This window comes from Streptomyces sp. NBC_01217, assembly GCF_035994185.1.
In the GTDB taxonomy this organism is placed as follows: Bacteria; Actinomycetota; Actinomycetes; order Streptomycetales; family Streptomycetaceae; genus Streptomyces.
This window is the reverse complement of the sequence record NZ_CP108538.1, coordinates 1,047,756-1,071,535: the sequence shown is the minus strand read 5'-3', so window position 1 is coordinate 1,071,535 and position 23,780 is coordinate 1,047,756. Positions and strand designations below refer to the sequence as shown.

Sequence of the window (23,780 nt, the reverse complement as noted above, 5' to 3'; positions counted from 1 at the left end):
CGCCGCTGATATCCGACGCCGAGGGCTGGCCGGGCCGCACGGTCAGCCCTCCACGGTGATCCGGAAGACCGGGTGGTCCGGGCAGGCGGCCAGGAGTTCCGCGTCCGAGGACTTCGCCGTGATGCCCTGGAAGTACTGGTTGACCTCCCAGCCCCAGCGCTCCAGGTAGGCGCGGACGATCAGCACCTTCTGCTCGTCGTCCGCGATCTCCACGGCCGTGAAGGTGCGGATCTTCCGGCCCACGCGCAGCTCGCCGCTGCCGGCGACCCGCATGTTGCGCACCCACTGGGAGTGGCCCCGCGCGGAGACCAGATACTGCGCGCCCTCGTAGGGGTGGGGGTTCACGGGGATGCGCTGCATCTGCCCGCTCTTGCGGCCGCGCACCGACATCTCCGCCGAGCCGAGAAGGCTGACGCCATGCCGGGCGAGCCAGCCGATGACGCTGTTCATCCGGACGTTGAAGGCGTTGCCCCGAAGGTAGTACGGCTGAGACATGGTGACTCCCCACTGGTTTGAGAGCGGTGCTCTCACTTGAGATCAGTGTGCACGGAATCGGCGCTCAAAAGCAAGAGCAGTGCTCTTGTTATTGGTCAGTGCTCTTTATTCGTGGCAGACTGAAGACCATGAGCACTATCCGAGGAGCCAGGGAACGGGCCCGCATCGAGGTCACCGTCGCAATCAAGGACGAGGCGCGGAAGCAGCTCGCAGCCGAAGGTGCCGCGAAGCTTTCGCTGCGCGCCGTCGCACGGGAGCTCGGTATGGCCTCCTCCGCGCTCTACCGCTATTTCCCCAGCCGGGACGACCTGCTCACGGCCCTGATCGTCGACGCTTACGACTCCGTGGGCGGGGCCGCCGAGGCCGCCCATCTGGCGGCCCGTGCCGACGCCGCCCCCCACCTCGCACGCTGGACCGCCGTCGCCCTCGCCGTACGCGACTGGGCCCTTGAGCACCCTCATGAGTACGCCCTGATCTACGGCTCGCCCGTGCCCGGATACAGCGCACCGCAGACGACGGTCGGCCCCGCCTCCCGCGTGGGCTTCGTCCTGATCGCCATCGTGACCGAGGCCTTCCGCGCGGACGGTCTCGCCGTGCCGCCGCTCGCGCGGGAGCTGCGCGCCGAGGACGGGCGGATGGTCGCCGAGTTCGCCCCCGACCTTCCGCCGGGGGCTGCTGTCCCGCTGATCGCCGCCTGGGCGCAGTTGTTCGGGCTGATCTCCTTCGAGATCTTCGGCCAGTTCCACCAGGTGGTGGAGGCCCGGGAGGCCTTCTTCCGGGAAGCCGTCACCGCACTGGCCCGCACGGTCGGCCTGCTCGGCAGCAGGAGCCGCTAGAGCAACAGGAGCCGCTGGAGCGGATTGCGTACTCTTCGGCCCCTGCCCGCCCCGTACGACGTACTCCCCAGGGAGTACGGGTGATCACCACGCCCGGCTGACGCCTCCGCCCCGGCCCGCGGTCTAGCGTGGCCGACATGGAAGAGCAACGCTCACGCTGGATGCACGGCGAGCCGCCGCGCTGGCTGACGGGGCAGCCGGGACGCTCCGCCTCCCGGCTGCCCTGGCCGTCGACGATCCTGCTGGGTGCCTTCGTCATGATCGGTTCGACCATCGCGGCCCGGGGGCAGACGGACGAGCGGGCGCCGCTGGACATCTTCGCGCGGCTGCTGCTCTTCCTGGCCGTCGCCGTGCTCCTGCTGCGCCACCGGCGCCCCGTGGTGGCCGTCTTCGGCAGCTCGGCCGCGGCGATGATCTACCTCGCGGCCGGCTATCCGTACGGACCGGTGTTCCTGGCCGTCGCCGTGGGCTGCTTCAGCGCCGTGGTCTCCGGGCACCGGCGGGCCGCCTGGACGGCCGTCTCCATGGTGTGGCTGGGGCACGTGCTGGTGGCCCACTGGCTCTACCGGTGGCTGCCGCCCTCCGACGACCACGCCGCTCCCTGGGGGCAGGAACTCGGCGTCGCCGCCTGGGTGGTGGCCATCGTCGCCGCCGCCGAGTTCGTACGCGTACGCCGTGAGCAGTGGGCGGCGCAGCGCGCCGAGCGGCAGGCCGCGGAGCGGCGCAGGGCCGATGAGGAGCGGCTGCGGATGGCGCGCGAACTGCATGATGTGCTGGCCCACAGCATCTCCGTCATCAACGTCCAGTCGAGTGTCGGCCTCGCGTTGCTCGACTCCGACCCCGAGCAGGCCCGTACCGCCCTCACCACCATCAAGGCCGCCAGCAAGGAGGCGCTGGGCGAGGTCCGCCAGGTCCTCGACACCCTGCGTACCCCCGGAGACGCCCCCAGGGCACCGGCTCCCGGACTCGACCGGCTCCCCGAACTCGTCGAGCAGGCGGCGAGCGCCGGACTGACCGTCACCGTCGAGACCGACGGCGTACGCGGCGCCGTACCGCCCGGCGCGGATCTCGCCGCCTTCCGGATCGTGCAGGAGGCGCTGACGAATGTGGTCCGGCACTCCGGGTCGCGCACCGCGCAGGTCCGGATCGGTTACGGGACCGGCCGCATCCGGCTCCGTATCGACGACGAAGGCCCGGCCACCGGCGACGACGCGGGCGGCAGCGGCAACGGGCTGGCAGGAATGCGGGAGCGGGCCGCAGCGCTGGGTGGCACGATCGAGGCGGGCCCCCTGGCGGACGGCGGCTTCCGGGTGCGGGCCGAGCTCCCGCTCCCGGCCGGCGCGGCCGCGCACAACGAGGAGACACCGTGATCCGCGTACTGCTCGCCGACGATCAGCTGCTGGTCCGGGCCGGTTTCCGGGCCCTGCTGGACGCGCAGTCCGACATCGAGGTGGTGGGGGAGGCCGCCGACGGCGAGGAGGCCGTACGCAGGGTGCGCGAACTGCGCCCGGACAGTGTGCTGATGGACATCCGGATGCCCCGCCTCGACGGTCTCGCCGCGACCCGTGCCATCACCGGGGACGCCGAACTGAGCGACGTCAAGGTGGTCATGCTCACCACCTTCGAGCTGGACGAGTACGTCTTCGAGGCGATCCGCTCCGGTGCCTCAGGCTTTCTCGTCAAGGACACCGAACCCGAAGAGCTGCTGCGGGCGGTACGCGCGGTGGTGAGCGGTGACGCCCTGCTCTCGCCGGGCGTCACCCGCAGGCTGATCGCCGAGTTCGCCGCCCGGTCCAAGGAGCCCGCGGCGACGGCCGGTCTGAGCGAACTCACCGAACGGGAAAGGGAGGTGATGGCGCTCGTCGGCATAGGGCTTTCCAACGAGGAGATCGCCCGACGGCTGGTCGTCAGCCCGCTCACCGCCAAGACCCACGTCAGCCGCACGATGGTGAAGCTCGGTGCCCGAGACCGGGCACAACTCGTCGTACTCGCCTACGAGTCGGGGCTCGTCCGTCCCGGCTGGCTCGGCTGACCCGGCCACGAAGTGACCCGCGGAGCCGCCCGCGTGTCGAACGGGCCGGGGGACCGGACGACTTGTTGTACGTCGTCTCTCCCCGGCCCGCGGTCAGGACCAGGTGACCTTGGAGTTCTCGCACCAGAGCCGGGCCGGCTCCGGATCGCCCGTCACGGTGAGCGTCTTGAGCGGCAGCCGGTTCCAGAGCGCCAGATACAGCTCCTCGGCCGTCGCGCTCAACTCGCAGTCCACGAAGCCCTCATCGGTTGCGGCTCCGTCCCGTACGGCCTGCGGCGGCTGCGGAGAGAGCCGCACGGTCCAGCCGGCGTCGGTGTCCGTGGCCCGTACCCGCAGGGAACACGGCTTGTCCGTACGGACCTTGCTCTTCGGGCGGGCGTGGAACCCGCGCAGCAGCTCGTCGATCCCGTCCACCGCGCGGTCGGCCGCCACCGACGACAGCCGCCCACCGCGGGCCGACTCCGCGTCCGCCCGGTGGATCGTGGTCTCGTGTGCCTGCCGCCGGGCCCAGAAGGCCCGTGGGGACGGCGCGGGCATGAAGGTCCAGCAATCGAGACCGGCCGGGGCCGCCGTCAGCGCGTCGACCAGGAGGCCATGGCCCTCGCGGAACCAGTCGAGCAGCTCGGGCCCGTCCAGATCGGGCTCCCCGCCGTCCGGATGGTACGAGGTGTGGCCCTCGACGACGAACGCGGTGGCCCAGCGGTGCACCATCCCGGTGTGCCGGAGCAGATCGCGCACCTGCCAGCCCGGGCAGGTCGGCACCGATGCCCCGGTCCCCGCCTCCTGCGCCGCGGTCGCCAGCAGCCCGCCTTCCACGGTCAGGGACTTGATGTGGTCCGTGATCTCCATGGCCCGATTGTGCCAGCGTTTCGCGGCCCGGGGAGCGGGTGCGGGCGGCCGCTCATGCCTGTGACGCGTTGCGCGCCCCGTACCCCAGCGCCGCGGCCGCGGCGGCCAGCAGAGCCACCGTGGTGAGGGCCGCCGGGAGAGAGAACCAGTCGGCCAGGAAGCCGATCGCGGGCGGTCCCAGCAGCATCCCGCCGTAGCCGAGTGTCGATGCGGCGGCCACCCCGCCCGGCCCGGCCAGTTGCCCGGCCCGGCCGACCGCGACGGGGAAGATGTTGGCCAGACCGAGACCGGTGACGGCGAAGCCGAGGAGCGCCAGCCAGATGGTCGGGGCGAGCGAGCCGAGCAGCATCCCGGCGGCGGCTGTTCCACCGCCCGCGACGAGGGTCCGGGTCTGGCCGAGCCGTTCGAGCAGCGCCGTACCGCTGAGCCGGCCGGCCGTCATGGCCAGGGCGAAAAGAGAGTATCCGGCAGCGGCCACGCCAGGGTTGGCGTGCAGGTCCTGCGCCAGATGGAGCGCGCCCCAGTCGGCCAGCGCGCCCTCGCCGTACGCGGTGCACAGGGCGATCACGCCGAACAGGAGCACCATCCGGCGGGCCCGCCCGTTCAGCCGCCGCGGCTTCTCGGGGGCATCGGCCGCGAACGCGGGCTTCGGCGCCGGGTGGCGCAGCAGCGCAGGTCCGGCCGCCGCGGTGACCAGGAGCCCGATTCCGGTCAGGGCGAAGAGATGCGTGGCGGGGGAGAGGCTGCCCGCCACCAGCCCGCCGAGCCCGGCACCGACCATTCCGCCGAGGCTGAACGCCGCGTGGAAGCTGGGCATCACGGGACGCCGCAGATCGGCGACCAGATCGACCGCGGCGCTGTTCATCGCCACGTTCAGCCCGCCGTACGCGGCGCCGAAGACCAGCAGCACCAGTCCGAGCGCGAGCACCGAGTGCGTCTGCGCGGGCAGGGCGATGCTGAGGGAGAGCAGAGCACCGCAGATGACCGTCAGCGGATGGCTGCCGAAGCGCCGGCACAGCCGGCCGGTGAGCATCATGGTCACCACGGCCCCGGCGGATACGCCGAGCAGTGCGAGGCCCAGGGTGGAGGCCGAGGCGCCGGTCTGGTGCTTGATGGCCGGGATGCGGACGACCCAGCCGGCGAAGAGGAAGCCGTCGAGGGCGAAGAACACGGTCAGCGCGGTACGGAGGCGGGCCGATGGACGTGGGGCGGTGTTTCCGCCCGGTCCCCCCGGCAAGGCCGTCCGCAGTTTGTTTAGTGGCGGCACAAACTCAGCATAGGGGCGTCCGGACAACGGACGCAAGACGGCCGCCCGCCGCGGCCGCAAGGGGCACAAGTGCGCCACCGGCGCGACGGCAGCACCCCCGGATCATGGGAGACTCGCCCCCATGAACGGCAAGGTGACCACCACCCGGACAAAATTGGAGAGAGGCCGCAGCGCGCTCGGGCCCGCGCTGGAACTGGTCCACACCGGACGCGCGCCCACCCGCGCCGTCCTCACCTCCGAGCTCGGCGTCACCCGGGCGACGGCCGGTGCGGTCGCCGCGGAACTGGAGGCGCTCGGCCTCATCCGGGTCGATTCCCGGCCCGGCTCCGCCGCCGGCTCGCAGGGCCGTCCCTCGCACCGGCTGGCCATCCGGGAGTCCGGACCCGTCGCCATCGCCGCCCAGGTGCACGCCGACGGATTCCGGGCCGCGCTCGTCGGGCTCGGCGGACGGCTCGTCGCCACCGCCCCCGGCTGCGTCACCGTCACCGCGGACCCGGCGCAGGTCATCGGCGAAGTGGTCGACGACTGCGCCCGGTTGCTGCGGGACAGCGGACTGCGCTGCGTCGGCGCGGGCCTGGCGGTGCCGTCCGCGGTCGCCGAACCGGAGGGCACCGCGCTCAACCCGCTGCACATCGCCTGGCCGGCGGGCGCCCCGGTGCGCGAGATCTTCGCCACCTGTGTACGGGAAGCGGGCATCCCCGGCCCCGCGTTCACCGGGAACGACGTCAACCTCGCCGCGCTCGCCGAACACCGGCACGGCGCCGGCCGCGGCGCTCAGCATCTGCTCTGTGTGGCCACCGGCCACCGGGGCGTGGGCGGTGCCCTCGTCCTCGACGGCCGCCTGCACACCGGGAGTTCGGGGCTCGCGCTGGAGGTCGGCCATCTCACGGTGAACCCCGAGGGGCGCCCGTGCCACTGCGGCGGCCGCGGCTGCCTGGACGTCGAGACCGACCCACTGGCCTTCCTCGTCGCCGCCCGTCGCGAGCCCGGTCCGGAGGAGTCGCTGCTCAAGCAGGCCGGTGATCTGCTGCGCACGGAGTACGAGGACGCGGCGGTGCGCGGCGCCGCCGAGGAGCTGATCGACCGGCTCGGCCTCGGGCTCGCCGGGCTGGTCAACATCCTCAACCCGGACCGCATCATCCTCGGCGGGCTGCACCGCGCCCTGCTCGACGCGGATCCGGAGCGGCTGCGCGCGGTGGTGGCCGACCGCAGCCTGTGGGGGCGCAGTGGCAGTGTGCCGATCCTGCCCTGCACGCTCGACCACAACAGCCTTGTGGGTGCGGCCGAGCTGGCCTGGCAGCCGGTGCTTGACGATCCGCTGGCCGCGCTCGCCTGACCGTGGCGGCCGGTAGCTGTGCTGCCCTCGGCCGCCGGTCCTGGCCGGCTTCAGCGGCCGGGGAATCGGCCGGCCGGCAGGGATTGCCGACCCGCGGAACGCGTTCGTCGTGGAGGCGGCCGACGGCAAGACGTGGACGATCCGGCCCGACGCCGTGGTTGCCATCGCGGGCTGACCAGCCTTGCCCCCGCGACGACGAGCCGCGGGGGCGTGGGGGTCACTTCCTGCGAAAAGGCATGAACGCCTGGAGCGCGCCTCCGACTTCGGCAATCACAGCCGGCCTGTCGGCGCCCTTGACGCCCTTGACGCTGATTCGGAGTGCCCAGATGAACGTCCCGCAGAGGACGAGGACGAGGAGCACGACGGCAGCCAGCAGGCACAGGAAGGCAGTCGGAGACATAGCAAGAACTTCAAGAAGCGGAGACATCAAAAGCGGACCCTTCACCGTCACCGCGGAGGCCCAAAGAAAGGGCACATCCGTTGCAGTCGTGTGACCAGCAAGCTTGCGTCGATCCCTACTGCGACGCATCCACGTGGGTCCGCGCCCGTGGTGGCGCCCGAGTCCGAGACCCGGTACGACGATGACCTTTTCATGACAACGGCCCATACGTCAAGGGTTGTTGCCGTGCCGATTGACGAGAGAAAAGGGTCGCGATGGTTGCCCCCTGGACCACGACAAGACCTCTTCCAGTCCCAACAGCCGGGAGTGCCGCGGGAGGGGGCGCGCAGGGCGACAGGCCACGTCCGGCCAGTGGGCTGACGTCCGCGCAGCGAACAACGGCGGTGCGTCGGTGCCGAATATCCAGGTGATCTCGAAGACCTACCTGGACGGCAGCGAAGTCGGCGGCGTGATTGATCTGCGCATTGAGCTGTACGACGCCGATACCGGCCGCGTGCTCACCGCTGGTCGCCACGTCTGACGCACACACAGAGTCTGTCTCCCGCCATGGAGGACGGCCTTCACGTAACCCCATCCGCCCCTGGAGAACGCCGACATGGTGCTTCCAGGAGCGCTCTATGCCCTCTTGACGACCCGCCCTGTCGGCGCGACGCTCGTAGAACATTCTGCAACGTTCGCGACCATGGAGGCGTCATGACGTTACATTTCATCGCGAAGGACCCCGAGACCAACGGCGACCACTGCCCCACCGTATGGTTCGACGACATGACACAGGAGTTCGTCATTCAGGGGTGGAAGGCGGACGAGGCTCTTCGGCTGAAGTGCCTGGAGTCCGGGCCGATCCCGGACAATGAAGCTGTCGTCCGGCTCCCCGCGCGCATGATCGACGTACTGAGGAAGGTGATCGAGGTTGCAGACCGTTCCCCCGTTCACTGAACTCATGGCCGCTTGCCGGTCGTCGGCGATTCACCTGGAACTGCGCGATGTCTACGGCGTGGTGGACGAGGACGCGGACTTCGCGGCATGGAAGGACGGATGGCTGTACGACATTGACGACCGCTCATCATGGTGGAACGGCTTCCATGACACCATCGCCGACGCCGTGAGTCGCGGAGTATCCGTCCGACGCGCGCGGGTGGTATCCGAACCGGTGACCGACTACATCCGGTACGAACACTCGTGTACGCCACAGAATCTCGCGGCCGGGGAGGACGTGCGGTGGCTGCCGCGTCGCCTGACGTCCGACCTGCTGCTCCCCGGCAACGATCTGTGGATCTTCGATGGGGTGCTGGCGCGCGTCCACATCTTCGCGGGGGACGGCAGTCACGTCAGGGATGAGCTGGAGGACCGGCCGGAAGTCCTGAAGCGTCACACGGAGGCGTTCGAGGAACTCTGGGCGCGCGCCATCCCGCACGCGGAGTTCCAGGTCTGACCCGTGGCCGAAGCTCCCTTTCCGTCAGCCCGCATCCACGAGGCGCACGAGCGCGTTGCAGCACGCTTGCGAGAGCTTCGTCTCGATGCGGGGCTGACGGGAAGGGAGGTGGCGGCGCGCACTGGGTGGCAGACGTCGAAGGTGAGCCGACTTCAGACCGGAACCACCCTGCCCGCGGACGACGACATCACTGCGTGGTGCAAGGCATGCGGCGCGGAGGGCCAGGCACCCGACATCATTGCGGCTGCGCGCAATGCCGGCTCGATGTACATGGAGTGGCGCCGCCTCCAGCGGACGGGACTGAAGCGGGTCCAGGAGTCACGGACCCCCGTACACGAGCGCACGAAAGCTCAGCGTGTCTACAGCTCCAGCGTGATCCCCGGCATGCTCCAAACGCGTGAGTACGCCGCAGCGTTGCTCTCCAACATCGCCCGGTTTCACGGCACTCCTGACGACTCCGCCGACGCCGCAGACGCACGCGTGGCGCGCTCTCAGATCATTCGCCGGCCAGGACACACGTTTTCCGTTGTCGTGGAAGAGTCTGTCCTCCGGCGGCGCGTCGGAGGAGCGGAGACCATGGCCGCACAGCTTGGGCATCTCCTGACGCTTGCCACTCTGCCCGCTGTATCACTCGGCATCATCCCCGCGAGTACGCCCGCCATATGGCCCCTGGAGACATTCACCATCTACGACGACACGACGGTCTATGTAGAGCTGCTGACAGCAGCACTCACGATTTCCGCACCGTCGGAGATCGCCCAATACCTCGCAGCCTTCGGAGAGATGGCCGACGCAGCAGTGTTCGGTCAGGACGCTTACCGCATCATCGCGGGCGCCATTTCGGCACTCGGCTGAAGAGTCATAGAATTCCGTAGAACTTCATGGAACCTGCTCCTTTCCGGCACCTACCGTCTTCCTCATCACTCACGGCGGAGGAGCGGAGATGGCGACCATCATGAAGCAGCCCCGGGAAGTCCACCTGATGGAGCCGGTATCACCGCGCCCCTATCCGGGGTGCGACGTGTGCGGGGCGCTCGTTCGCGAGTGGATCGACATTACCGAGCCGGCCTCGCCCGCGTACGACATCAATAACGCGTACCGCATCGTCGACGAGATCAACGAGCACCGGAAGCAGGACGAGGAGAGCGCTCCGGCGCTCTGACGCAGACTCAGTACCGGCCCCTTCTGTTCCCCCGCAGATGCCCGGGGACTAGGTACGGTCCGCGCCTGCCGACGGGCGCAGAGGAGGGGCAGGGTCTTCCCGCCCGGCGGCTCTGCTCCTCCGACAGGCCCGCGTGCTGAGGGCGTCCCCCTGGCACGCGGTGGGCGGCAGGGGCCGGTCCTCCGAGTAGCCCGGTGAGGTCGACAGTCGGCCCCTGAGCCCCCGCTCTTTCACTGACTGGCTGTGGAGGAGCGGGGGCTCAGGTGAACCGGAGGCGCGGGCCAGCACATAGCTGCCCTGCATCGTCGCTGCGATCGTTGCCGCCATGTCCGCGGCGACGGGTGAACTCGCCTCCGTCCAGGCCCTCCTGGACCATTCCGTGAGCCGGCCGATCGTCTCGTCGACCGGTGCGCGCAACTCGTCACTGGCGATGATGTCCGGATCCATCGCCAGGCGGCCGACCAGGCAGCCGCGCGGCACGTCGCGCTCCCGCAGGAGATACGCCGAGATCCGTTCATACGCCGTTCCGGGACCGTCGAGCAGCGCTCCCGCTGTCTCGCGCATCTGCGCGGCCGTGCGGCGGATGGCCGCGAGCGCCAGGGGTTTGCCCACGAAGTGGTGGTACGTGCTGCCCTGGCCCGCGCCCGCCTGCCGCTCATGGCGCGACTGTAATTACCAGTAGGTACAGAAAATCCCAGCGCTCCCGGCCGGTGGAGGGAGCGGCGGCGGGTGCGCTGCGTACTCCCGAAGGGGTACGGGTACGGCCGCTGGCCGTACGACGACTCGGACCCCCTCTTGGGGCCAGGCTCGAAAGCGTCAGGAAAACCTGACCGCGAACCCTGAACCGAGGGAGCTGACCGAGATGAAGACACTGGCGCACAGCGGTGGACCCGGGCCCTGGATCCTCCTCTTCCCGCTCTTCTGGGCGGCCGTCGTCATCGGCGGCGTCACCCTGCTGCGCCGCACCGCCCGGCGCGGCGGACGAGGCCCCTGGCGGGCCCGTACGTCTCAGAGGGGCCCCGCCGAGACATCACCGATCACCCTGCTCGGCCGCCGCTTCGCGGCCGGGGAGATCGACGAGGACGGGTACTGGCGCCGACTCTCCGTCCTCGACGAACAGTTCGGCCGTGGCGGCAAGGAAGGGGCGGCATGACCACCACCAGCCCCACCTCCGAGCCCACCCCAGCGTCCGCCCGAGCAGCACGACGGCGAGGAGCGGGGCGGCACGACGGCGAGGAGCGGGGCGGCACGAGGACGAGGAGCGGGGCGCTGGACGGCGCCCCGCCCCTCCGCTAGCCGACCACCGACGACCGCGCGACGGAGGGCGTCCTGCTCTCCAGGTACGTGATGGCGTCCGGCTCGAACGGCCCGTCAGTCGTTGCCCCGTACACAGAGTGCGGCGGCCGCGTGGCGAACAGGGAAGGTGCCGGAAGAGTGAACCAGACGACCTTCCCGGCCCCGCCCCTCGGACGGACCCCCCAGCTCTCGCTGACCGCGGCGATCAGCGCGAGTCCGCGCCCCGACGTACTGGACGCGCCGACCTCGCGCACGGTCGGCAGCCGTGGGTCGTGGTCGTGGACGGACACCGTCAGCCGTTCGAGCAGCAGCTCGATCTCGACGATGCATGACTTGTCCGGCTGGGCATGCCGGTGGACATTGGTCAGGAGTTCGGTGACGCCGAGCGCCGCATGGTCGATCAGAGGATCGAGATGCCAGTAGCGCAGCTGCGCCGAAACGATTCTGCGGACCTGACCGATCCGCGACGGCAGGGCCTGGAGCTCCACCGTGCAGTGCCTGCTTGGCTCGCTGATCACGGCTGCGACTCCCCGAAATCGGTCCGGAAGAAGACGAAGGAACGGATCCAGCAGATGGGTGACTGCTGATTCAGGCCCGGCGGTGCGGATCACAGTGTCACCGCCGGTAAACCATGAGTGACGTGTGACCAATGTCGCTCAGGGGGCACGGCTCCGCAACTTGCGGTGGACCGGCGCCGCCCCGTCAGGTCATGCGGCCGCCCGCACTGCGCAGTGTTTCGAGGAAGCGGCGGGCCGGCCCGGCCTTGTCCGGACCGTGGTTGCGCTGTCCCATCGTCAGCCGGTACCGCGTCCCGTTGAGGCGCGCCACCGCTGCACCGGCCCCGGCGAACCACGGCCTGCCCGCGCTCACCGCCACCACCGGGGCGCTGTCGATCTCCCGGCCATAACTGGTCAGCAGGGCCAGCCTGCCGTCCTTGACCACCACCTGCCCCGCCCTCGTGAGCGAGCGGGCCCACCGCTCGATCCGTACCCCCGTCGCACTGAACTCCGTTTCCGGCATGACTGCTTCGCCCCCTTCGTGATGCTTCTGATGGGCAGTCTGCCCAAATCGGGACCGTCGCGCCAGGCCGCGTTCCGGCCTGATGTCACAGGAGCCCCGCCCGTCAGCACCAAGGCAGGGCTATGGAGGATCAAAGTGAACGTTTGTGCAGGTGGGGGGAATATCGTTGACGCTGGAGAGTGATGGCGAAACGAGGAGGAACGCGCTCATGGGCACTGCCGAGCACCGACATGACGGCCGGGCCGCGGAGACCGTCGACATCGACCGTTCCGACCCCGAGTACCGCACCTGGCTCAAGGAAGCCGTACGCAAGGTCCAGGCCGACGCCAACCGCTCGGCCGACACCCATCTGCTCCGCTTCCCGCTGCCCGAGGCATGGGGCATCGACCTCTACCTCAAGGACGAGTCGACGCACCCCACCGGCAGCCTCAAGCACCGGCTGGCCCGATCGCTCTTCCTCTACGGGCTCTGCAACGGCTGGATCCGGCCGGGCAAGCCGGTGATCGAGGCGTCCAGCGGTTCGACGGCCGTCTCGGAGGCGTACTTCGCCAAGCTGATCGGTGTGCCGTTCATCGCCGTGATGCCCCGCACCACCAGCCCCGAGAAGTGCCGGCTGATCGAATTCCATGGCGGCCGCTGCCACTTCGTCGACGATTCGCGCAAGATGTACCAGGAGTCCGCCACGCTCGCCGCCGATACCGGCGGCCACTACATGGACCAGTTCACCTACGCCGAACGGGCCACCGACTGGCGCGGCAACAACAACATCGCCGAGTCGATCTACCAGCAGCTGCGGCTGGAGCGCTACCCGGAGCCGACGTGGATCGTCGCCACGGCAGGAACCGGCGGCACCTCGGCGACCATCGCCCGCTATGTGCACTACATGCAGTTCGACACCAGGATCTGCGTGCCGGACCCGGAGAACTCCTGTTTCTTCGACGGCTGGACCCAGCACAACCCCCTGGCCACCAGCGACTGCGGCTCCCGGATCGAGGGCATCGGCAGGCCGCGGATGGAGCCGAGCTTCGTGCCGGGGGCCATCGACCGGATGATGAAGGTGCCGGACGCGGCCAGCGTCGCGGCCGTACGCACTCTGGAGAAGGCCATCGGGCGGAAGGCGGGCGGGTCGACCGGCACCGGGCTGTGGAGCGCGTTCAAGCTGGTCGCCGAGATGGTCGAGCAGGGCAGTACCGGCAGCGTCGTAACGTTGATCTGCGACCCGGGCGACCGTTACCTCGACAAGTACTACTCCGACAGCTGGCTCGCCGGACAGGGCCTGGACATCGCCCCGTACATGCGGAGCCTCGACTCCTTCCTGGCCGACGGCCACTGGCCCGGTCAGCCCGGTCAGCCCGGTCAGCCCGGATAGTCCGGACGGCCGGGGCGGAACAGTTCCACACGGTCCGCGGTCGCTCTCAGGCCGCGGGCCCGCTCAGCTGTCCGTCGAGATTGCGGACGGCGTCCCGGAACGCCCGGCCCATCCCCGACCGGGCCAGCCGCAGGGCGAACCGGAAGAGTGCGGAACCGTCCGCGGCGAACGTCCACCGCACCCGTGTCCCGGTCCCGGCCGGGGTCAGCCGCCACTCCTCCAACAGGGCCCGCAGACCAGGGGCGTTCGACTCGTCGACCCGGTAGGCGTACCGCTCGCCGGGCTCCGCCGCGACGACCGTCTCGCGCAACACCGCGCCGCCCTTGAGCCGGACCTCGCGACCCGCGCCGCCCTCGGTGGGCCGGGCCTTCGTCACCGCGGTGAACCAGCGCGGCCAGCCCGCCACATCGTCAGCGAGCGCCCGGTAGACCAGCTCGGGAGGTGCGGACACCTCGGCGGCGAAGACCAGTCGCAGCGGAGCGGACTCGGCGAAATCGAGTTCCATGGAACGGAGTCGGCGTGACACAGAAACGCACCTCCCGTGCGGTCGGCGGCGGACGGGGCCGCGCACACCATAGCCAACGCCTCGTCAGATGTCCCTGTGTGCAAGGACTTCATTCGGCTGTGCGCTGCGGGACCGCCCGTGCGGCCGCGGTGATATTGCGGGCCATACCACCGAACACCGCCGAGTGGAACGGCCACACGCTCCACCAGTAGGCGTGTCCGAGCAGTCCGTGTGGATGGAACAGCGCCCGCTGTCGATAGACAGTCAGTCCCTGTTCGTTCCGGTCCACCGACAGTTCGAGCCAGGCCGGACCGGGCAGCCGCATCTCCGCGCGCAGCCGCAGCAGCTCACCCGGAACAATTTCCTCCACGCGCCAGAAGTCCAATGAGTCGCCCACCCGCAGCCGCTGCGCGTCCCGCCGCCCGCGCCGCAGTCCGACGCCACCGACGAACCGGTCGAGCCAGCCCCTCACGGCCCAGGCGAGCGGGAAGGAGTACCAGCCGTTTTCGCCACCGATGCCCTCGATCACCCGCCAGAGCGTGTCCGGCGCCACTGGCACCATCAGTTCCCGTTCGTCGTGGTAGAGACTGCCGCCGGACCAGTCGGGGTCGGTGGGCAACGGGTCACTTGGTGCGCCGGGGACCGCCGCGGACGACCAGCGGGTGTCGACCCGGGCGTCCCTGATCCGCTGGAGCGCCAGCCGCAGCGCCTGCTCGCAGCCGATGTTGCCGCCCGGAGGGTCGGGCACGTACCGGGCGATGTCGCGCTCGTGACACACCACTTCGTGGCGCAGTGATTCCGCCAGTGGCCGGGCGATGGAGGGCGGCACCGGTGTCACCAGGCCGATCCAGAGACTGGAGAGTCGAGGGGTGAGCACCGGTACGGGGAGGATCACCCGGTGCGGCAGTCCGGCGACCTCGGCGTACCGCCGCATCATGTCCCGGTACGTCATGACGTCCGGGCCGCCGATGTCGAACGTACGGTTGACCTCGGCAGGCAGGCGGGCGCAGCCGACGAGGTACCGCACCACGTCCCGTACCGCGATCGGCTGGATCGACGTACGCACCCAGCTCGGGGTGATCATCACCGGTAGCCGTTCGGTGAGATGACGCAGAATCTCGAACGAGGCCGAGCCCGATCCGATGACGACCGCGGCCCGCAGTACGGCCGTCGGCACTCCGGAATCCAGCAGAATGCGCCCCACCTCGGCTCGCGACCGCAGATGCGGTGACAGTTCCCGCTCAGGCACGCCGGCCGGGGTGAGCCCGCCGAGGTACACGATCCGGCCGATCCCTGCCGCCTGCGCCTGTTCACCGAAGATCCGGGCCGCCCCGCGGTCCTTCTCCTCGAATCCGGGTCCGGAGCCGAGCGCGTGCACCAGGTAGTACGCCACGTCCACGTCCCGCATCGCCGCCCGCACCGAAGCGGCGTCGGAGACATCGCCCTGAACCACCTCGACCCGGTCCGCCCACGGGTGGTCACGCAGTTTCTGCGGGGTCCTGGCCAGCGCGCGCACCCGGTGGCCGGCGTCGAGGAGTGCGGGCACCAGTCTGCCGCCGATGTACCCGGAGGCACCGGTCACGAGGCAACGCAACGGCGTAACACCGGAGGATTCGGTCACTCGCCCGATTCTTCCACTGGACCGCCGTACAGGGCCCGGTGGAGGACTCCGAACGGCCGCACACGGGCCCCCCGCCTCACCACCGGCCCCGTTCAGCCGAACCGCACTACGGTTGCGGCAGCGCAGGACGGTCCAGCATGCCGTCGAGCACCCGGCCGAAGACCCGGCGGCCCGCTCCGGCGATCAATGAATCGGCCCAGTGCGGGAGCAGCCGGACGCTCAGCTCCTCCACCCACACCACATGGGAGCCGGAATCCGTCGGATACACATCGATCGCCGCCCGGCCCAGCATCAGCGAACCGCGCTTCTCCAGTCGGCACAGCCCCGCGCGCCCGGCTGCGGGCGGCGTCCACCGCACCACTTCCATCGGATCGTCGAATCCCAGCGGACCCACGCCCGTGCGTGCCACGAAGACCGTTCCGATCCCGGTCGGCCGCCCCGCGGGGACGGTGATCGTGGTCAGCGGTACATGTGCGGCGTGCCGCTCCCAGTCGGTCACCCGGCGCCAGGACTCGGCTGCGGGCAGGGGCGTGAAGCGCTCGATCCGGAAGACGGCCACAGCACGATCCTAGGCCGTGCGCAGGCCATTGCGAGCCAAGCGGAAGCCACATGCTGTCCGACGGCTCAGGAATCGCCGTCCCCCGTGCGGCCCGCCACCAGCAGGCCCGGCAGATGCTCCTCGATCTCCTCGCGGGCGGCGGCCGACAGACCCGCGTCCGTCACGAACGTGTCCACCTGCTCCAGCGTCGCGAACGAACTCAGGCCCACCGTGCCCCACTTGGTGTGGTCGGCGACCACCACCACACGCCGCGCCGCATGTACGAAACGGCGGTTGGTCTCGGCCTCCGCCAGATTCGGTGTGGAAAGCCCGGCCTCCACCGAGATGCCATGCACCCCGAGGAACAGCACATCGAAGTGGAGCGAGGCGATCGCCTGATCGGCGACCGGGCCGACCAGCGAGTCCGACGGGGTCCGTACCCCACCGGTGAGCACCACCGTGGCGGCCCCGGTGCGTGCCGTGCCCGCCGCCCCCGAACGCTGTGCCGTGTGGAACACATCGGCGACCCGCACCGAGTTGGTCACCACCGTGAGATCCGGTACGTCCAGCAGCTGTTGGGCGAGTGCGTATGTCGTCGTACCGCCGGAGAGCGCGATGGCGCTGCCGGGCACCGCCATCGCCGCGGCCGCCCGCGCGATGTCCTCCTTGGCGGTCAGCTCCAGGGCCGACTTGGCCTCGAAACCGGGCTCGTGCGTACTGGCCTCGACCACCGGCACGGCCCCGCCGTGCACCTTCTCGATCACACCCTGGCGGGCCAGCGCGTCCAGATCCCGGCGCACGGTCATGTCGGAGACGCTCAGCTTGCGGGTCAGCTCATTGACCCGGACCCCGCCACGCCTGCGCACCTCGTCGAGGATCAGGGCGCGCCGCTGCTCCGCGAGCAGGTTCTGATTCTCGCTCAACGCCGGTCCGGTCCTTCCCTCTGGCCGTACAACAGTCTCTTCGGACGGGCTCATCCTGCCACGCGGTGTCGTCGGCCGTCGCACTGGGGAGATTCCGTGAGAGCGATGCGTACAGCGCTCTTCCTCCATGATCCTGGTGACCGTGCATCAGCATCCCCTTCCACGACCGAGAGAGCGAGTCACTCCAGTGCCCCCTGCCAACCAGGCCCCGCAGAGTCCGGGACCCGCGCTGGAACTGCTGGTCCATGGCGTGGGCGGTGCCACCCCGCAGGAGATGCTCGACGATCCTCGTCCGGTCCGGGTCACCGGCGACGCGACCGCCGCCATCTACCGGAGCGCCGCGGACCTGGATGCCGAACAGCACCCGGAGCGATACCGCGACCGTCCCATCGCCGAGGCCTACTGCTGGTCCAACCTCACCTCCGGCAACAGCTCCCGCGCCCTGTGGCTGCTGCTGCTCCCCTTCATGGTGGTCAACCTCGCCCACTGGATGCGCCCCAGCGCCCGGGGCCGTACGCGCGCGGTGCGCCTGTACGGCGTGCTCGTCCGGCTCCTGGGGCTCAGCCTCACGGTCCTGTTGACCGCGGCGGCCTGCGAGGTCGCGCTCGATCTGACGGCCTGGCAGTGCGCCGGAGTGCCGGACTGCTCGAACCGGCGGTCCTGGCTGGGTTTCCTGTCGACGGCACAGGGCGGCTGGTGGTCCCAGCCGGGCCGGAGACTCGCCCTTGCCGCGCTGGTGCCCACCGCGCTGGTGGGGCTGCTCTGGTTCCTGTCCAACCGGACCTGGAGCGCGTACGAATCACAGCGCCCGCTCACCGGATCCGAACCGGACGCCGCCGATCCCGGCACTGCGCACGACCCGATCGCCCCCGGCGCCACGGCCGGTGGCCGTTCGGCCCTCAGCCGGCCCGGATTCTGGTACGGCCGCCGGCTGGTCGCCCGGCTGCGCGCCGCCCACACCGCCGCCGGATTCCTCACCGTCGCCGCGTCCGTCGCGGGCGCCGCGGCCCGCCACGACCGCACAGTCATCGGCCCCGTGCCGGCGATCCTCGGCCGGCTGATCGAGGCGGCGCTGGTCCTGGGCGCGCTCGTCGTGCTCTGGGTGGTCTGCCGCCGCGGCCGCAGCGAACGACGCCTCGACCAGCGTCTCGACCGCGCCCTCATCACCTGTCTGCCGGGCGCCGCCCTGACCCTGCTCGTCCTCGCCGCGGTGTACGCGGCCTGGTCACGGCCCGCCTGGATGTCGGCGGGCGCCCTGCCCGGCGACATCACCTTCAGCGTCCTCACGCTCGGCCAGGGCGCGCTCGTCGTCGGCCTCGCCGTGGTGTCACTGGGCCTGTACCGCAAGACCCCCGCACCCCGCACCGTCATGTACGGACTCGGCGGACCGGTGGTCGCCATGCTCGCGTGCGCCCTCGGCGGCGTCATGACCGGCGGGGTCGCCCAGCGCGTCGCCGACTGGCTCGACGGCTCAGGCACCCCGGGCATGGGCGGCAACACCGTCCTGGAAGGGCCGCCGGTGCTGCTCAGCTGGCAGGCCTCGGTCATCCCCGTTCTGCTGATGCTGCTGGTGATTCCCGGCATCCTGCTGCTCGTACGCACCTGGCTCACCGCCCGCGCCCTGGGACCCGAGGTCGACCGGGAGTACGGCCAGGAGCTGCCCGACCCCGCCCGTACCCGGCAGATCGCCCGGATCCGGGCCACGGCCGCCCTCACCGACTCCGCGTCCTGGATCCTCGGCCCGGTTTCCGGCGCCGCGCTGCTGCTGGGCGCGGCGGCGGTCGGCGGGGCCTGGGCGAGCGGTGAGGTTCCCGGGCTCGCGATGGAGGGAAGCGGCGCGTTCGTCGAGTCCGCTGCCGAGGCCGCCCAGTCGACCGGCTCCTGGATGGTCGGACTCGGCTTCATACTCTTCGTCACCTGGGGGCGGCGGGCCTACCGCGACGCCTCGGCCCGGCGCACCATCGGCATCCTCTGGGACGTAGGTACGTTCTGGCCGCGCGCCGCCCACCCCTTCGCACCGCCCTGCTACGCCGAGCGCGCCGTCCCCGACCTGGCGTCACGGATGTCCGGCTGGACCGGGCGGACCCGCGGCCGGCTCGTCATCTCCGGCCACTCCCAGGGCAGCGTCCTCGCGGCGTCCGCGGTCTGGCAGCTGCCCGCCGAGACCCGGAGCCGGGTCGCCCTGCTCACCTACGGATCGCCGATCGAGCGACTGTACGCACGCTGGTTCCCGGCCTACTTCGGGCCCGGACCGATGCACGGACTGCACCGGTCCGTGCACTGCTGGCGCAATCTGTGGCGGGCCACCGACCCGATCGGCGGCCGGGTCCGCCTCGACGAGGGACCGGGGCCCGATGTGGACCGGGGACCGCTGAAGGACCCCCTGGTCTACGGACGCACCCCCGAACATCCGCTGCCCGAACCCGTCCTGGGGCACTCGGACTACCAGGCCGACCCGGTCTTTGCCCAGGAGCGGGCCGCGCTGCTGGACCGGCTGGTACCGGTCCTGCCGCGCCAGGCCGACGGGGAGGGAGCCGAGGAGGCCTTGCGGCTCAGGGGAGCTCCGGCAGATCCTCCGGGTGCAGGAGCGTGAGGTCGTCCGTGCTCGGCTCGGTGAGCTGGGCGACCCGGCCCGCATGCCGCTCCACCATCGACTCGAAGGTCTGGCGGGCCGTGCGGCCATTACCGAAGGCCGGGCCCTTGGGAAGCTCCGTGAAGTACTTCAGCAGCGCTTCCCCGGTCCCGGAGGCCAGGCTGTACTCCTGCTCGTCGGCCTGCTGCCCGACGATCCGCAGCAGCTCGGCGGGCTCGTAGTCGCTGAAGGTGATGGTCCGTGAGAAACGGGACGCCACACCGGGGTTGACGGTGAGGAACCGCTCCATCTCATGGGTGTACCCGGCGACGATGACGACCACCGCGTCCCGGTGGTCCTCCATCAGCTTCACGAGCGTGTCTATCGCCTCCCGGCCGAAGTCCCGGCCGGAGTCCTCGGGTGACAGGGCGTACGCCTCGTCGACGAACAACACCCCGCCGCGAGCCCGGTCGAAGGCCTCCTGGGTGCGGATCGCTGTCGAGCCGATGTGCTCGCCGACCAGATCGACGCGGGACACCTCGACCAGATGGCCCCGCTCCAGCACCCCGAGCGAGGCGAGGATCTCGCCGTACAGCCGGGCCACGGTGGTCTTGCCGGTGCCGGGTGAGCCGGTGAAGACGAGATGGCGCCGTACCGACGCGGCCTTGAGCCCGGCCTCCTGGCGACGGCGGCCGACCTCGATCATGTCCGTGAGGGCGCGCACCTCGCGCTTGACGCTGTCCAGGCCCACCAGCGCGTCCAGTTCACCGAGGACGGCGTCCGACGCGCGCACCGGCCCGGCGGCGGGCACCTCGGCCGGGGCGGGTTCGACGGCACGCTGTGCGGGGATGGCGCCGAGCAGCCCGGGGGCCGACTGGGTCGCCGTCACCACGGCCGGGGCCGGGGGAGCGGGTGTGCGCAGCGCGCTCTCGTCGCTCGTGCAGTCCTCCACGACGGGCCCCGCTCCCTGGCCGTCGCCGTGGGAGCCGCCCTCGGCGAACTCGTAACCACCGCGGGCGCACCGCTCGGTGCGGCAATGGGTCAGTGTCGTACGGCAGCCGTCCATCACATGGAAGCCATAGCCCTCGCTGCCGGTGACCCGGCAGCTGTGGAAGGTGCCGCGGCCCTCGGCGGAGACATAGAAACCGGCCTCGGCGGGCGAGGTGACCGTGCAGCGCTCGATCGTCGGGTCGGCGCCCTTGGTGACGATCACTCCGGTCTGTGCCGCGTCGATGGTGCAGTTGTTCAGTGTGCCGCCGCTGCCGTGATCGCGGAACCAGGCACCGGTGGACGCCTCGCGGATGCGGCAGTCGTCGAGTTGGGCGGTCGCCCCGTCGCTCACGGAAACCGCGGTGTTGCGGATCTGGGACAGATCGCTGTCGACCACATCGGCGCGCGAACCCCGGTCGAGCACGAAGATGGCGTCCGGCACGTCATGGACCCGGCAGGAGTCCAGTATCACGGTGGCCCCGTCGCTCACCCAGACCGCCGGGTAATCGCCCGTACTGTCATGGATCTCGCACTGGTTGGCATCGACACGGGTGCCGGGATCCCAGACCGACAGACCGTTTCGGCCGAAGCGGCGCACCGTGGAGCGGGTCAGAGTGAGGACCGAGCGGGAACGCAGATCCACCGCGTTCTCGGGGATGTCGTGGATGTCGCAGTCGGCGAGCGTCAGCACGGCGTCGGTGTCGAGCGTGATCCCGTCCGCCGAAGTGCGGTGCACCGTGCAGTCGGTGAGGTGGGCGGCCGCGCGAGCGGTCACCTGTATGCCGCTGCCCTTGATCTCGTACACCTCGCAGCCGACGGCCTCCAGACCGCTGCCCTCGCCGGTGACGCTCAGCCCGGCGCCCGATGCATGGTGGACCCGGCAGCGCTCAAGACGCGGATGCGCGCCGTCACGTACCGAGATACCGGACTGGCCGGCCGAGACGACCTCGCACTGCTCGAACACCCCGCCCGCGCCGTCGAGTACGGCTATGCCGACCCCGGCCGGGTTGTCGACCGTGCACCGGCGCACGTTCGGCCGGGCGGCGCCGCGCACCTCGATCCCGGCGGCCGAACGCGTGACGATCCGCAGATCCGCGAGCTCCGGCGCGCCGTCCTCGACGAGCAGCGCCGGGGCCGTCGAGTCCTGGCCCTCCACATGCAGGTCGGAGACGACGGCGGACGCTCGGACGGTCAGCGGCACGCCGTCGACCGGCGCGATCCGTACGGAACCGACCGAGCCCTCGGGGCCGCGCAGCGTCACCGCGCGGTGCAGGACCAGATTCTCCCGGTAGGTGCCGGGCGCGATGGTGAGGACATCGCCGTCCGCCGCGGCCTCCAGGGCTGCGGTGAGGGAGGCGTATTCGCCTGTGCGGCGCCGCCACCGCGATGTGCCGGTGTGCGTCACCTGGACCGTGCCCTGTGCCATGGCGCTGTTGTGCCCCCACCTCGTGCGTGTGTGATGCCCGTGTCACCGGCCTTCAGGCAGCGACGAACCCCGGGCCGCCCACCGAGGAAGCGGGCAGGCCGGTCCACCGTAGCGCGCGCGGCGGGCGGGAGTTGACCCGATCCGCAGCTGATCAGCTGCCGGTTCCGGTCCTGCCCCAGTCCGGACCGGCCTTCGACCAGGCCCGGTCGATCCGGATGTACCGCCCCCGCACCATGTGCCAGACGATCAGACGCCTGCCGCCCTCGATCAGACCGACGGCGAGCAACATCACCCCGAACCCGGCCAGCACCGCATGCGTATGGGCCGTCGGAGCATCCATGGGCCGCAGCGCGGGGCGTCCTTCGAGGTCCGTCCAGATCTCCACCTCGGCCCCGGGACCCGTCCTGTGGGAGGTGGTGGTCACCGTACCGCGGCGGTCCGTGCCGTCCGGGGCCTTCCAGCGCGCCACCACCGCGGTCTGCGTGGTGCGCTCCGAGGACACCTCGGGATCGGTGGCGAAATGCGCCGTGCCCCGCGCCCGGCGCAGCACGACCGCGGTCGTGGCATGACGCTTGGCCTGCTGGGCCCGCACCGATTTCTGCAGGGCGTCGTCGGTGAGCGAACCGCACACCCAGCCCACTGCCGGCGCGGCCAGCAGCATGAGGAGCAGCGCGACAAGAGCCACCCATGCCTCGCACCGGTCGGTGGCGCGGCGCAGGGGATTGCGCCGCCAGCGCCACACTCCCGTAACCGCTCGCACAGTCCCGCACCCCCTTCCGTATCCGTCTTAACGCGATACGGCACGCTTCGCTCGCCGAAGCAGCGAAGAGAGAGCAACCTCACCCGGTCAACGCGCTGACCACCCCCGTGAGTTCCCCGTTTCACCCGGCCGGACCCGACGGTCCCTCCGGGGCGCGCGTGAGCCCCGAGGGGCCGCGCCGCCGGTGCGGGGAACGCCGAGGCTGCCGTCGAGTCCCCATGGCTCGACGACGACCTCGTGCGACCGTGTGTGCTGTGTCCGGCTCAGTACCCCCGGCCCTGGTACGGGCGGTTGTACGGGTCCTCGTAGGGCGAGGGCGCCGGGGCGGGGCGCGGCGACGCCGGACGCATCGCCTCGTAGCCGGTGCCGGGCGCGGGCCGCTGCTGCTGCGGATAGGGCGCCTGGTACCCACCGCGGGCCGCGGTCGGCTGCTGCGGGATGTACGGCGCCGGGGTCTGCTGCAACTGTGCGGGCTGCATCGGCGCATAACCCTGCTGGGCCGGCTGCGGGTAGCCGTAGGACTGGGTGGGCTGGGAAGGTGCCGGGGGAAGGGCCGGCAGGGCCGCCGGGAGAGCCGGCAGATAGCTGTTGCCGGTGTCATAGGCGGCAGGCACTCGGATCGGAGCGATCTGAGGGGTACCCCGCTCCGCGACCAGGGAGTCGTAGATCGGAGTGTCGGGGAACGACGGTGCGGCGTAGTAGCCGCCGCCGTAGGTGGAGCGGGGGGAGGTCATGACACCTAAGTTAAGCCCACGATGTGCTGGTTGGGGAGCCCGATAAGAGGGTTGTTTTACGGGTTGTGAGTGAACCACGATCCCCAATGCGAGCGAACTTGGGAAAAAAGGGCGTCCGGACGCGTTGAGATCGTGTAAAGGGCAAGTTCACGAGGGGTTACCGGCGGATCGACAGTCGGGATCTGCGCCACTGTGGGCCTCGCACGGGGCCGGGGAT

At 70.7% G+C, this 23,780-nt stretch carries 24 protein-coding genes and 2 pseudogenes; 12 read left to right on the top strand and 14 right to left on the bottom strand.

What is annotated here, in order from left to right; translation table 11 throughout:
- Positions 1-42: 42 nt before the first annotated feature.
- Positions 43-495: a nitroreductase/quinone reductase family protein gene (locus tag OG507_RS04465; RefSeq protein ID WP_327365813.1), complete on the bottom strand. Its 453-nt coding sequence runs from the start codon at positions 493-495 to the stop codon at positions 43-45.
- A gap of 128 nt (positions 496-623) precedes the next feature.
- On the opposite strand from OG507_RS04465, the gene OG507_RS04460 reads away from it, so the two are divergent.
- From OG507_RS04460 to OG507_RS04450, 3 genes are all read left to right on the top strand, one after another.
- Positions 624-1,331, top strand: a complete 708-nt coding sequence (locus OG507_RS04460) for a TetR/AcrR family transcriptional regulator (protein ID WP_327365812.1) — start codon at positions 624-626, stop codon at positions 1,329-1,331.
- Between the two features lie 137 nt (positions 1,332-1,468).
- Positions 1,469-2,701 carry a sensor histidine kinase gene (locus OG507_RS04455; RefSeq protein WP_442810941.1) on the top strand — a complete coding sequence of 411 codons (1,233 nt, stop codon included), beginning with the start codon at positions 1,469-1,471 and terminating at the stop codon, positions 2,699-2,701.
- Positions 2,698-3,363, top strand: a complete 666-nt coding sequence (locus OG507_RS04450; RefSeq protein WP_327365811.1) for a response regulator transcription factor — start codon at positions 2,698-2,700, stop codon at positions 3,361-3,363. The genes OG507_RS04455 and OG507_RS04450 overlap by 4 nt, the downstream gene beginning before the upstream one ends.
- A gap of 93 nt (positions 3,364-3,456) precedes the next feature.
- Here the strand turns inward: OG507_RS04450 and OG507_RS04445 are convergent, their stop codons facing one another.
- Complete coding sequence (locus OG507_RS04445) at positions 3,457-4,212, bottom strand: maleylpyruvate isomerase family mycothiol-dependent enzyme (RefSeq protein ID WP_327365810.1); 756 nt, start codon at positions 4,210-4,212, stop codon at positions 3,457-3,459.
- Between the two features lie 52 nt (positions 4,213-4,264).
- A complete protein-coding gene (locus OG507_RS04440) occupies positions 4,265-5,479 on the bottom strand; it encodes an MFS transporter (RefSeq protein ID WP_327365809.1) in 1,215 nt (404 codons plus the stop codon).
- Positions 5,480-5,600: 121 nt separating this feature from the next.
- Between OG507_RS04440 and OG507_RS04435 the strand changes: the two genes are divergently transcribed.
- Positions 5,601-6,815 (top strand): ROK family protein, encoded by a 1,215-nt coding sequence (locus OG507_RS04435; protein ID WP_266364126.1) that lies wholly within the window; start codon positions 5,601-5,603, stop codon positions 6,813-6,815.
- Between the two features lie 217 nt (positions 6,816-7,032).
- On the opposite strand, the gene OG507_RS04430 is transcribed toward OG507_RS04435, so the two are convergent.
- Positions 7,033-7,215, bottom strand: coding sequence for a hypothetical protein (locus tag OG507_RS04430; protein WP_327365808.1), 183 nt, complete (start codon positions 7,213-7,215; stop codon positions 7,033-7,035).
- A 693-nt stretch (positions 7,216-7,908) separates the two neighbouring features.
- Here OG507_RS04430 and OG507_RS04425 point away from each other — a divergent pair.
- The 4 genes from OG507_RS04425 to OG507_RS04410 all read left to right on the top strand — a co-directional run bounded on the left by OG507_RS04425 (position 7,909) and on the right by OG507_RS04410 (position 9,809).
- The gene (locus OG507_RS04425) at positions 7,909-8,151 is read left to right on the top strand and encodes a hypothetical protein (protein WP_327365807.1); all 243 of its coding nucleotides are present in this window, start codon (positions 7,909-7,911) and stop codon (positions 8,149-8,151) included.
- A gap of 4 nt (positions 8,152-8,155) precedes the next feature.
- Positions 8,156-8,647, top strand: coding sequence for a DUF6879 family protein (locus OG507_RS04420; protein ID WP_327365806.1), 492 nt, complete (start codon positions 8,156-8,158; stop codon positions 8,645-8,647).
- 3 nt (positions 8,648-8,650) lie between these two features.
- On the top strand, positions 8,651-9,502 hold the full coding sequence (locus OG507_RS04415) for a helix-turn-helix domain-containing protein (protein WP_327365805.1): 852 nt from the start codon (positions 8,651-8,653) through the stop codon (positions 9,500-9,502).
- A gap of 88 nt (positions 9,503-9,590) precedes the next feature.
- Complete coding sequence (locus OG507_RS04410) at positions 9,591-9,809, top strand: hypothetical protein (RefSeq protein ID WP_327365804.1); 219 nt, start codon at positions 9,591-9,593, stop codon at positions 9,807-9,809.
- A gap of 201 nt (positions 9,810-10,010) precedes the next feature.
- Here the strand turns inward: OG507_RS04410 and OG507_RS04405 are convergent.
- A pseudogene (locus OG507_RS04405) lies at positions 10,011-10,466 on the bottom strand (LmrA/YxaF family transcription factor); the annotation flags it as partial.
- A gap of 205 nt (positions 10,467-10,671) precedes the next feature.
- Here OG507_RS04405 and OG507_RS04400 point away from each other — a divergent pair.
- Together OG507_RS04400 and OG507_RS04395 are read left to right on the top strand one after the other, a co-directional pair.
- Complete coding sequence (locus OG507_RS04400) at positions 10,672-10,962, top strand: SHOCT domain-containing protein (protein WP_327365803.1); 291 nt, start codon at positions 10,672-10,674, stop codon at positions 10,960-10,962.
- The gene (locus tag OG507_RS04395; RefSeq protein WP_327365802.1) at positions 10,959-11,105 is read left to right on the top strand and encodes a hypothetical protein; all 147 of its coding nucleotides are present in this window, start codon (positions 10,959-10,961) and stop codon (positions 11,103-11,105) included. The genes OG507_RS04400 and OG507_RS04395 overlap by 4 nt, the downstream gene beginning before the upstream one ends.
- Here the strand turns inward: OG507_RS04395 and OG507_RS04390 are convergent.
- A complete protein-coding gene (locus OG507_RS04390; protein WP_327365801.1) occupies positions 11,102-11,623 on the bottom strand; it encodes an ATP-binding protein in 522 nt (173 codons plus the stop codon). The two genes, OG507_RS04395 and OG507_RS04390, sit on opposite strands and share 4 nt — an antisense overlap.
- Before the next feature lie 184 nt (positions 11,624-11,807).
- Positions 11,808-12,125: a hypothetical protein gene (locus tag OG507_RS04385; protein ID WP_327365800.1), complete on the bottom strand. Its 318-nt coding sequence runs from the start codon at positions 12,123-12,125 to the stop codon at positions 11,808-11,810.
- Between the two features lie 208 nt (positions 12,126-12,333).
- Here OG507_RS04385 and OG507_RS04380 point away from each other — a divergent pair, with 208 nt between their 5' ends.
- Positions 12,334-13,494 (top strand): PLP-dependent cysteine synthase family protein, encoded by a 1,161-nt coding sequence (locus OG507_RS04380; RefSeq protein WP_327365799.1) that lies wholly within the window; start codon positions 12,334-12,336, stop codon positions 13,492-13,494.
- 46 nt (positions 13,495-13,540) lie between these two features.
- Here OG507_RS04380 and OG507_RS04375 read toward each other — a convergent pair whose 3' ends face one another.
- The 4 genes from OG507_RS04375 to OG507_RS04360 form a co-directional block, all read right to left on the bottom strand.
- Positions 13,541-14,020: an SRPBCC family protein gene (locus OG507_RS04375; RefSeq protein ID WP_327365798.1), complete on the bottom strand. Its 480-nt coding sequence runs from the start codon at positions 14,018-14,020 to the stop codon at positions 13,541-13,543.
- 88 nt (positions 14,021-14,108) lie between these two features.
- Positions 14,109-15,620: an SDR family oxidoreductase gene (locus OG507_RS04370; protein ID WP_327365797.1), complete on the bottom strand. Its 1,512-nt coding sequence runs from the start codon at positions 15,618-15,620 to the stop codon at positions 14,109-14,111.
- A gap of 106 nt (positions 15,621-15,726) precedes the next feature.
- Complete coding sequence (locus OG507_RS04365; protein ID WP_327365796.1) at positions 15,727-16,179, bottom strand: SRPBCC family protein; 453 nt, start codon at positions 16,177-16,179, stop codon at positions 15,727-15,729.
- 65 nt (positions 16,180-16,244) lie between these two features.
- Complete coding sequence (locus OG507_RS04360) at positions 16,245-17,081, bottom strand: DeoR/GlpR family DNA-binding transcription regulator (protein ID WP_327365795.1); 837 nt, start codon at positions 17,079-17,081, stop codon at positions 16,245-16,247.
- A gap of 127 nt (positions 17,082-17,208) precedes the next feature.
- On the opposite strand from OG507_RS04360, the pseudogene OG507_RS04355 reads away from it, so the two are divergent.
- Positions 17,209-19,661 (top strand): annotated as a pseudogene (locus OG507_RS04355) (hypothetical protein); the annotation flags it as partial.
- Here the strand turns inward: OG507_RS04355 and OG507_RS04350 are convergent.
- From OG507_RS04350 to OG507_RS04340, 3 genes are all read right to left on the bottom strand, one after another.
- Complete coding sequence (locus OG507_RS04350; RefSeq protein ID WP_327365794.1) at positions 19,634-22,069, bottom strand: right-handed parallel beta-helix repeat-containing protein; 2,436 nt, start codon at positions 22,067-22,069, stop codon at positions 19,634-19,636. The pseudogene OG507_RS04355 and the gene OG507_RS04350 overlap by 28 nt on opposite strands.
- A gap of 151 nt (positions 22,070-22,220) precedes the next feature.
- The gene (locus OG507_RS04345; protein WP_327365793.1) at positions 22,221-22,829 is read right to left on the bottom strand and encodes an Rv1733c family protein; all 609 of its coding nucleotides are present in this window, start codon (positions 22,827-22,829) and stop codon (positions 22,221-22,223) included.
- A gap of 263 nt (positions 22,830-23,092) precedes the next feature.
- Positions 23,093-23,563: a DUF6643 family protein gene (locus OG507_RS04340; protein WP_327365792.1), complete on the bottom strand. Its 471-nt coding sequence runs from the start codon at positions 23,561-23,563 to the stop codon at positions 23,093-23,095.
- Positions 23,564-23,780 lie beyond the last annotated feature (217 nt).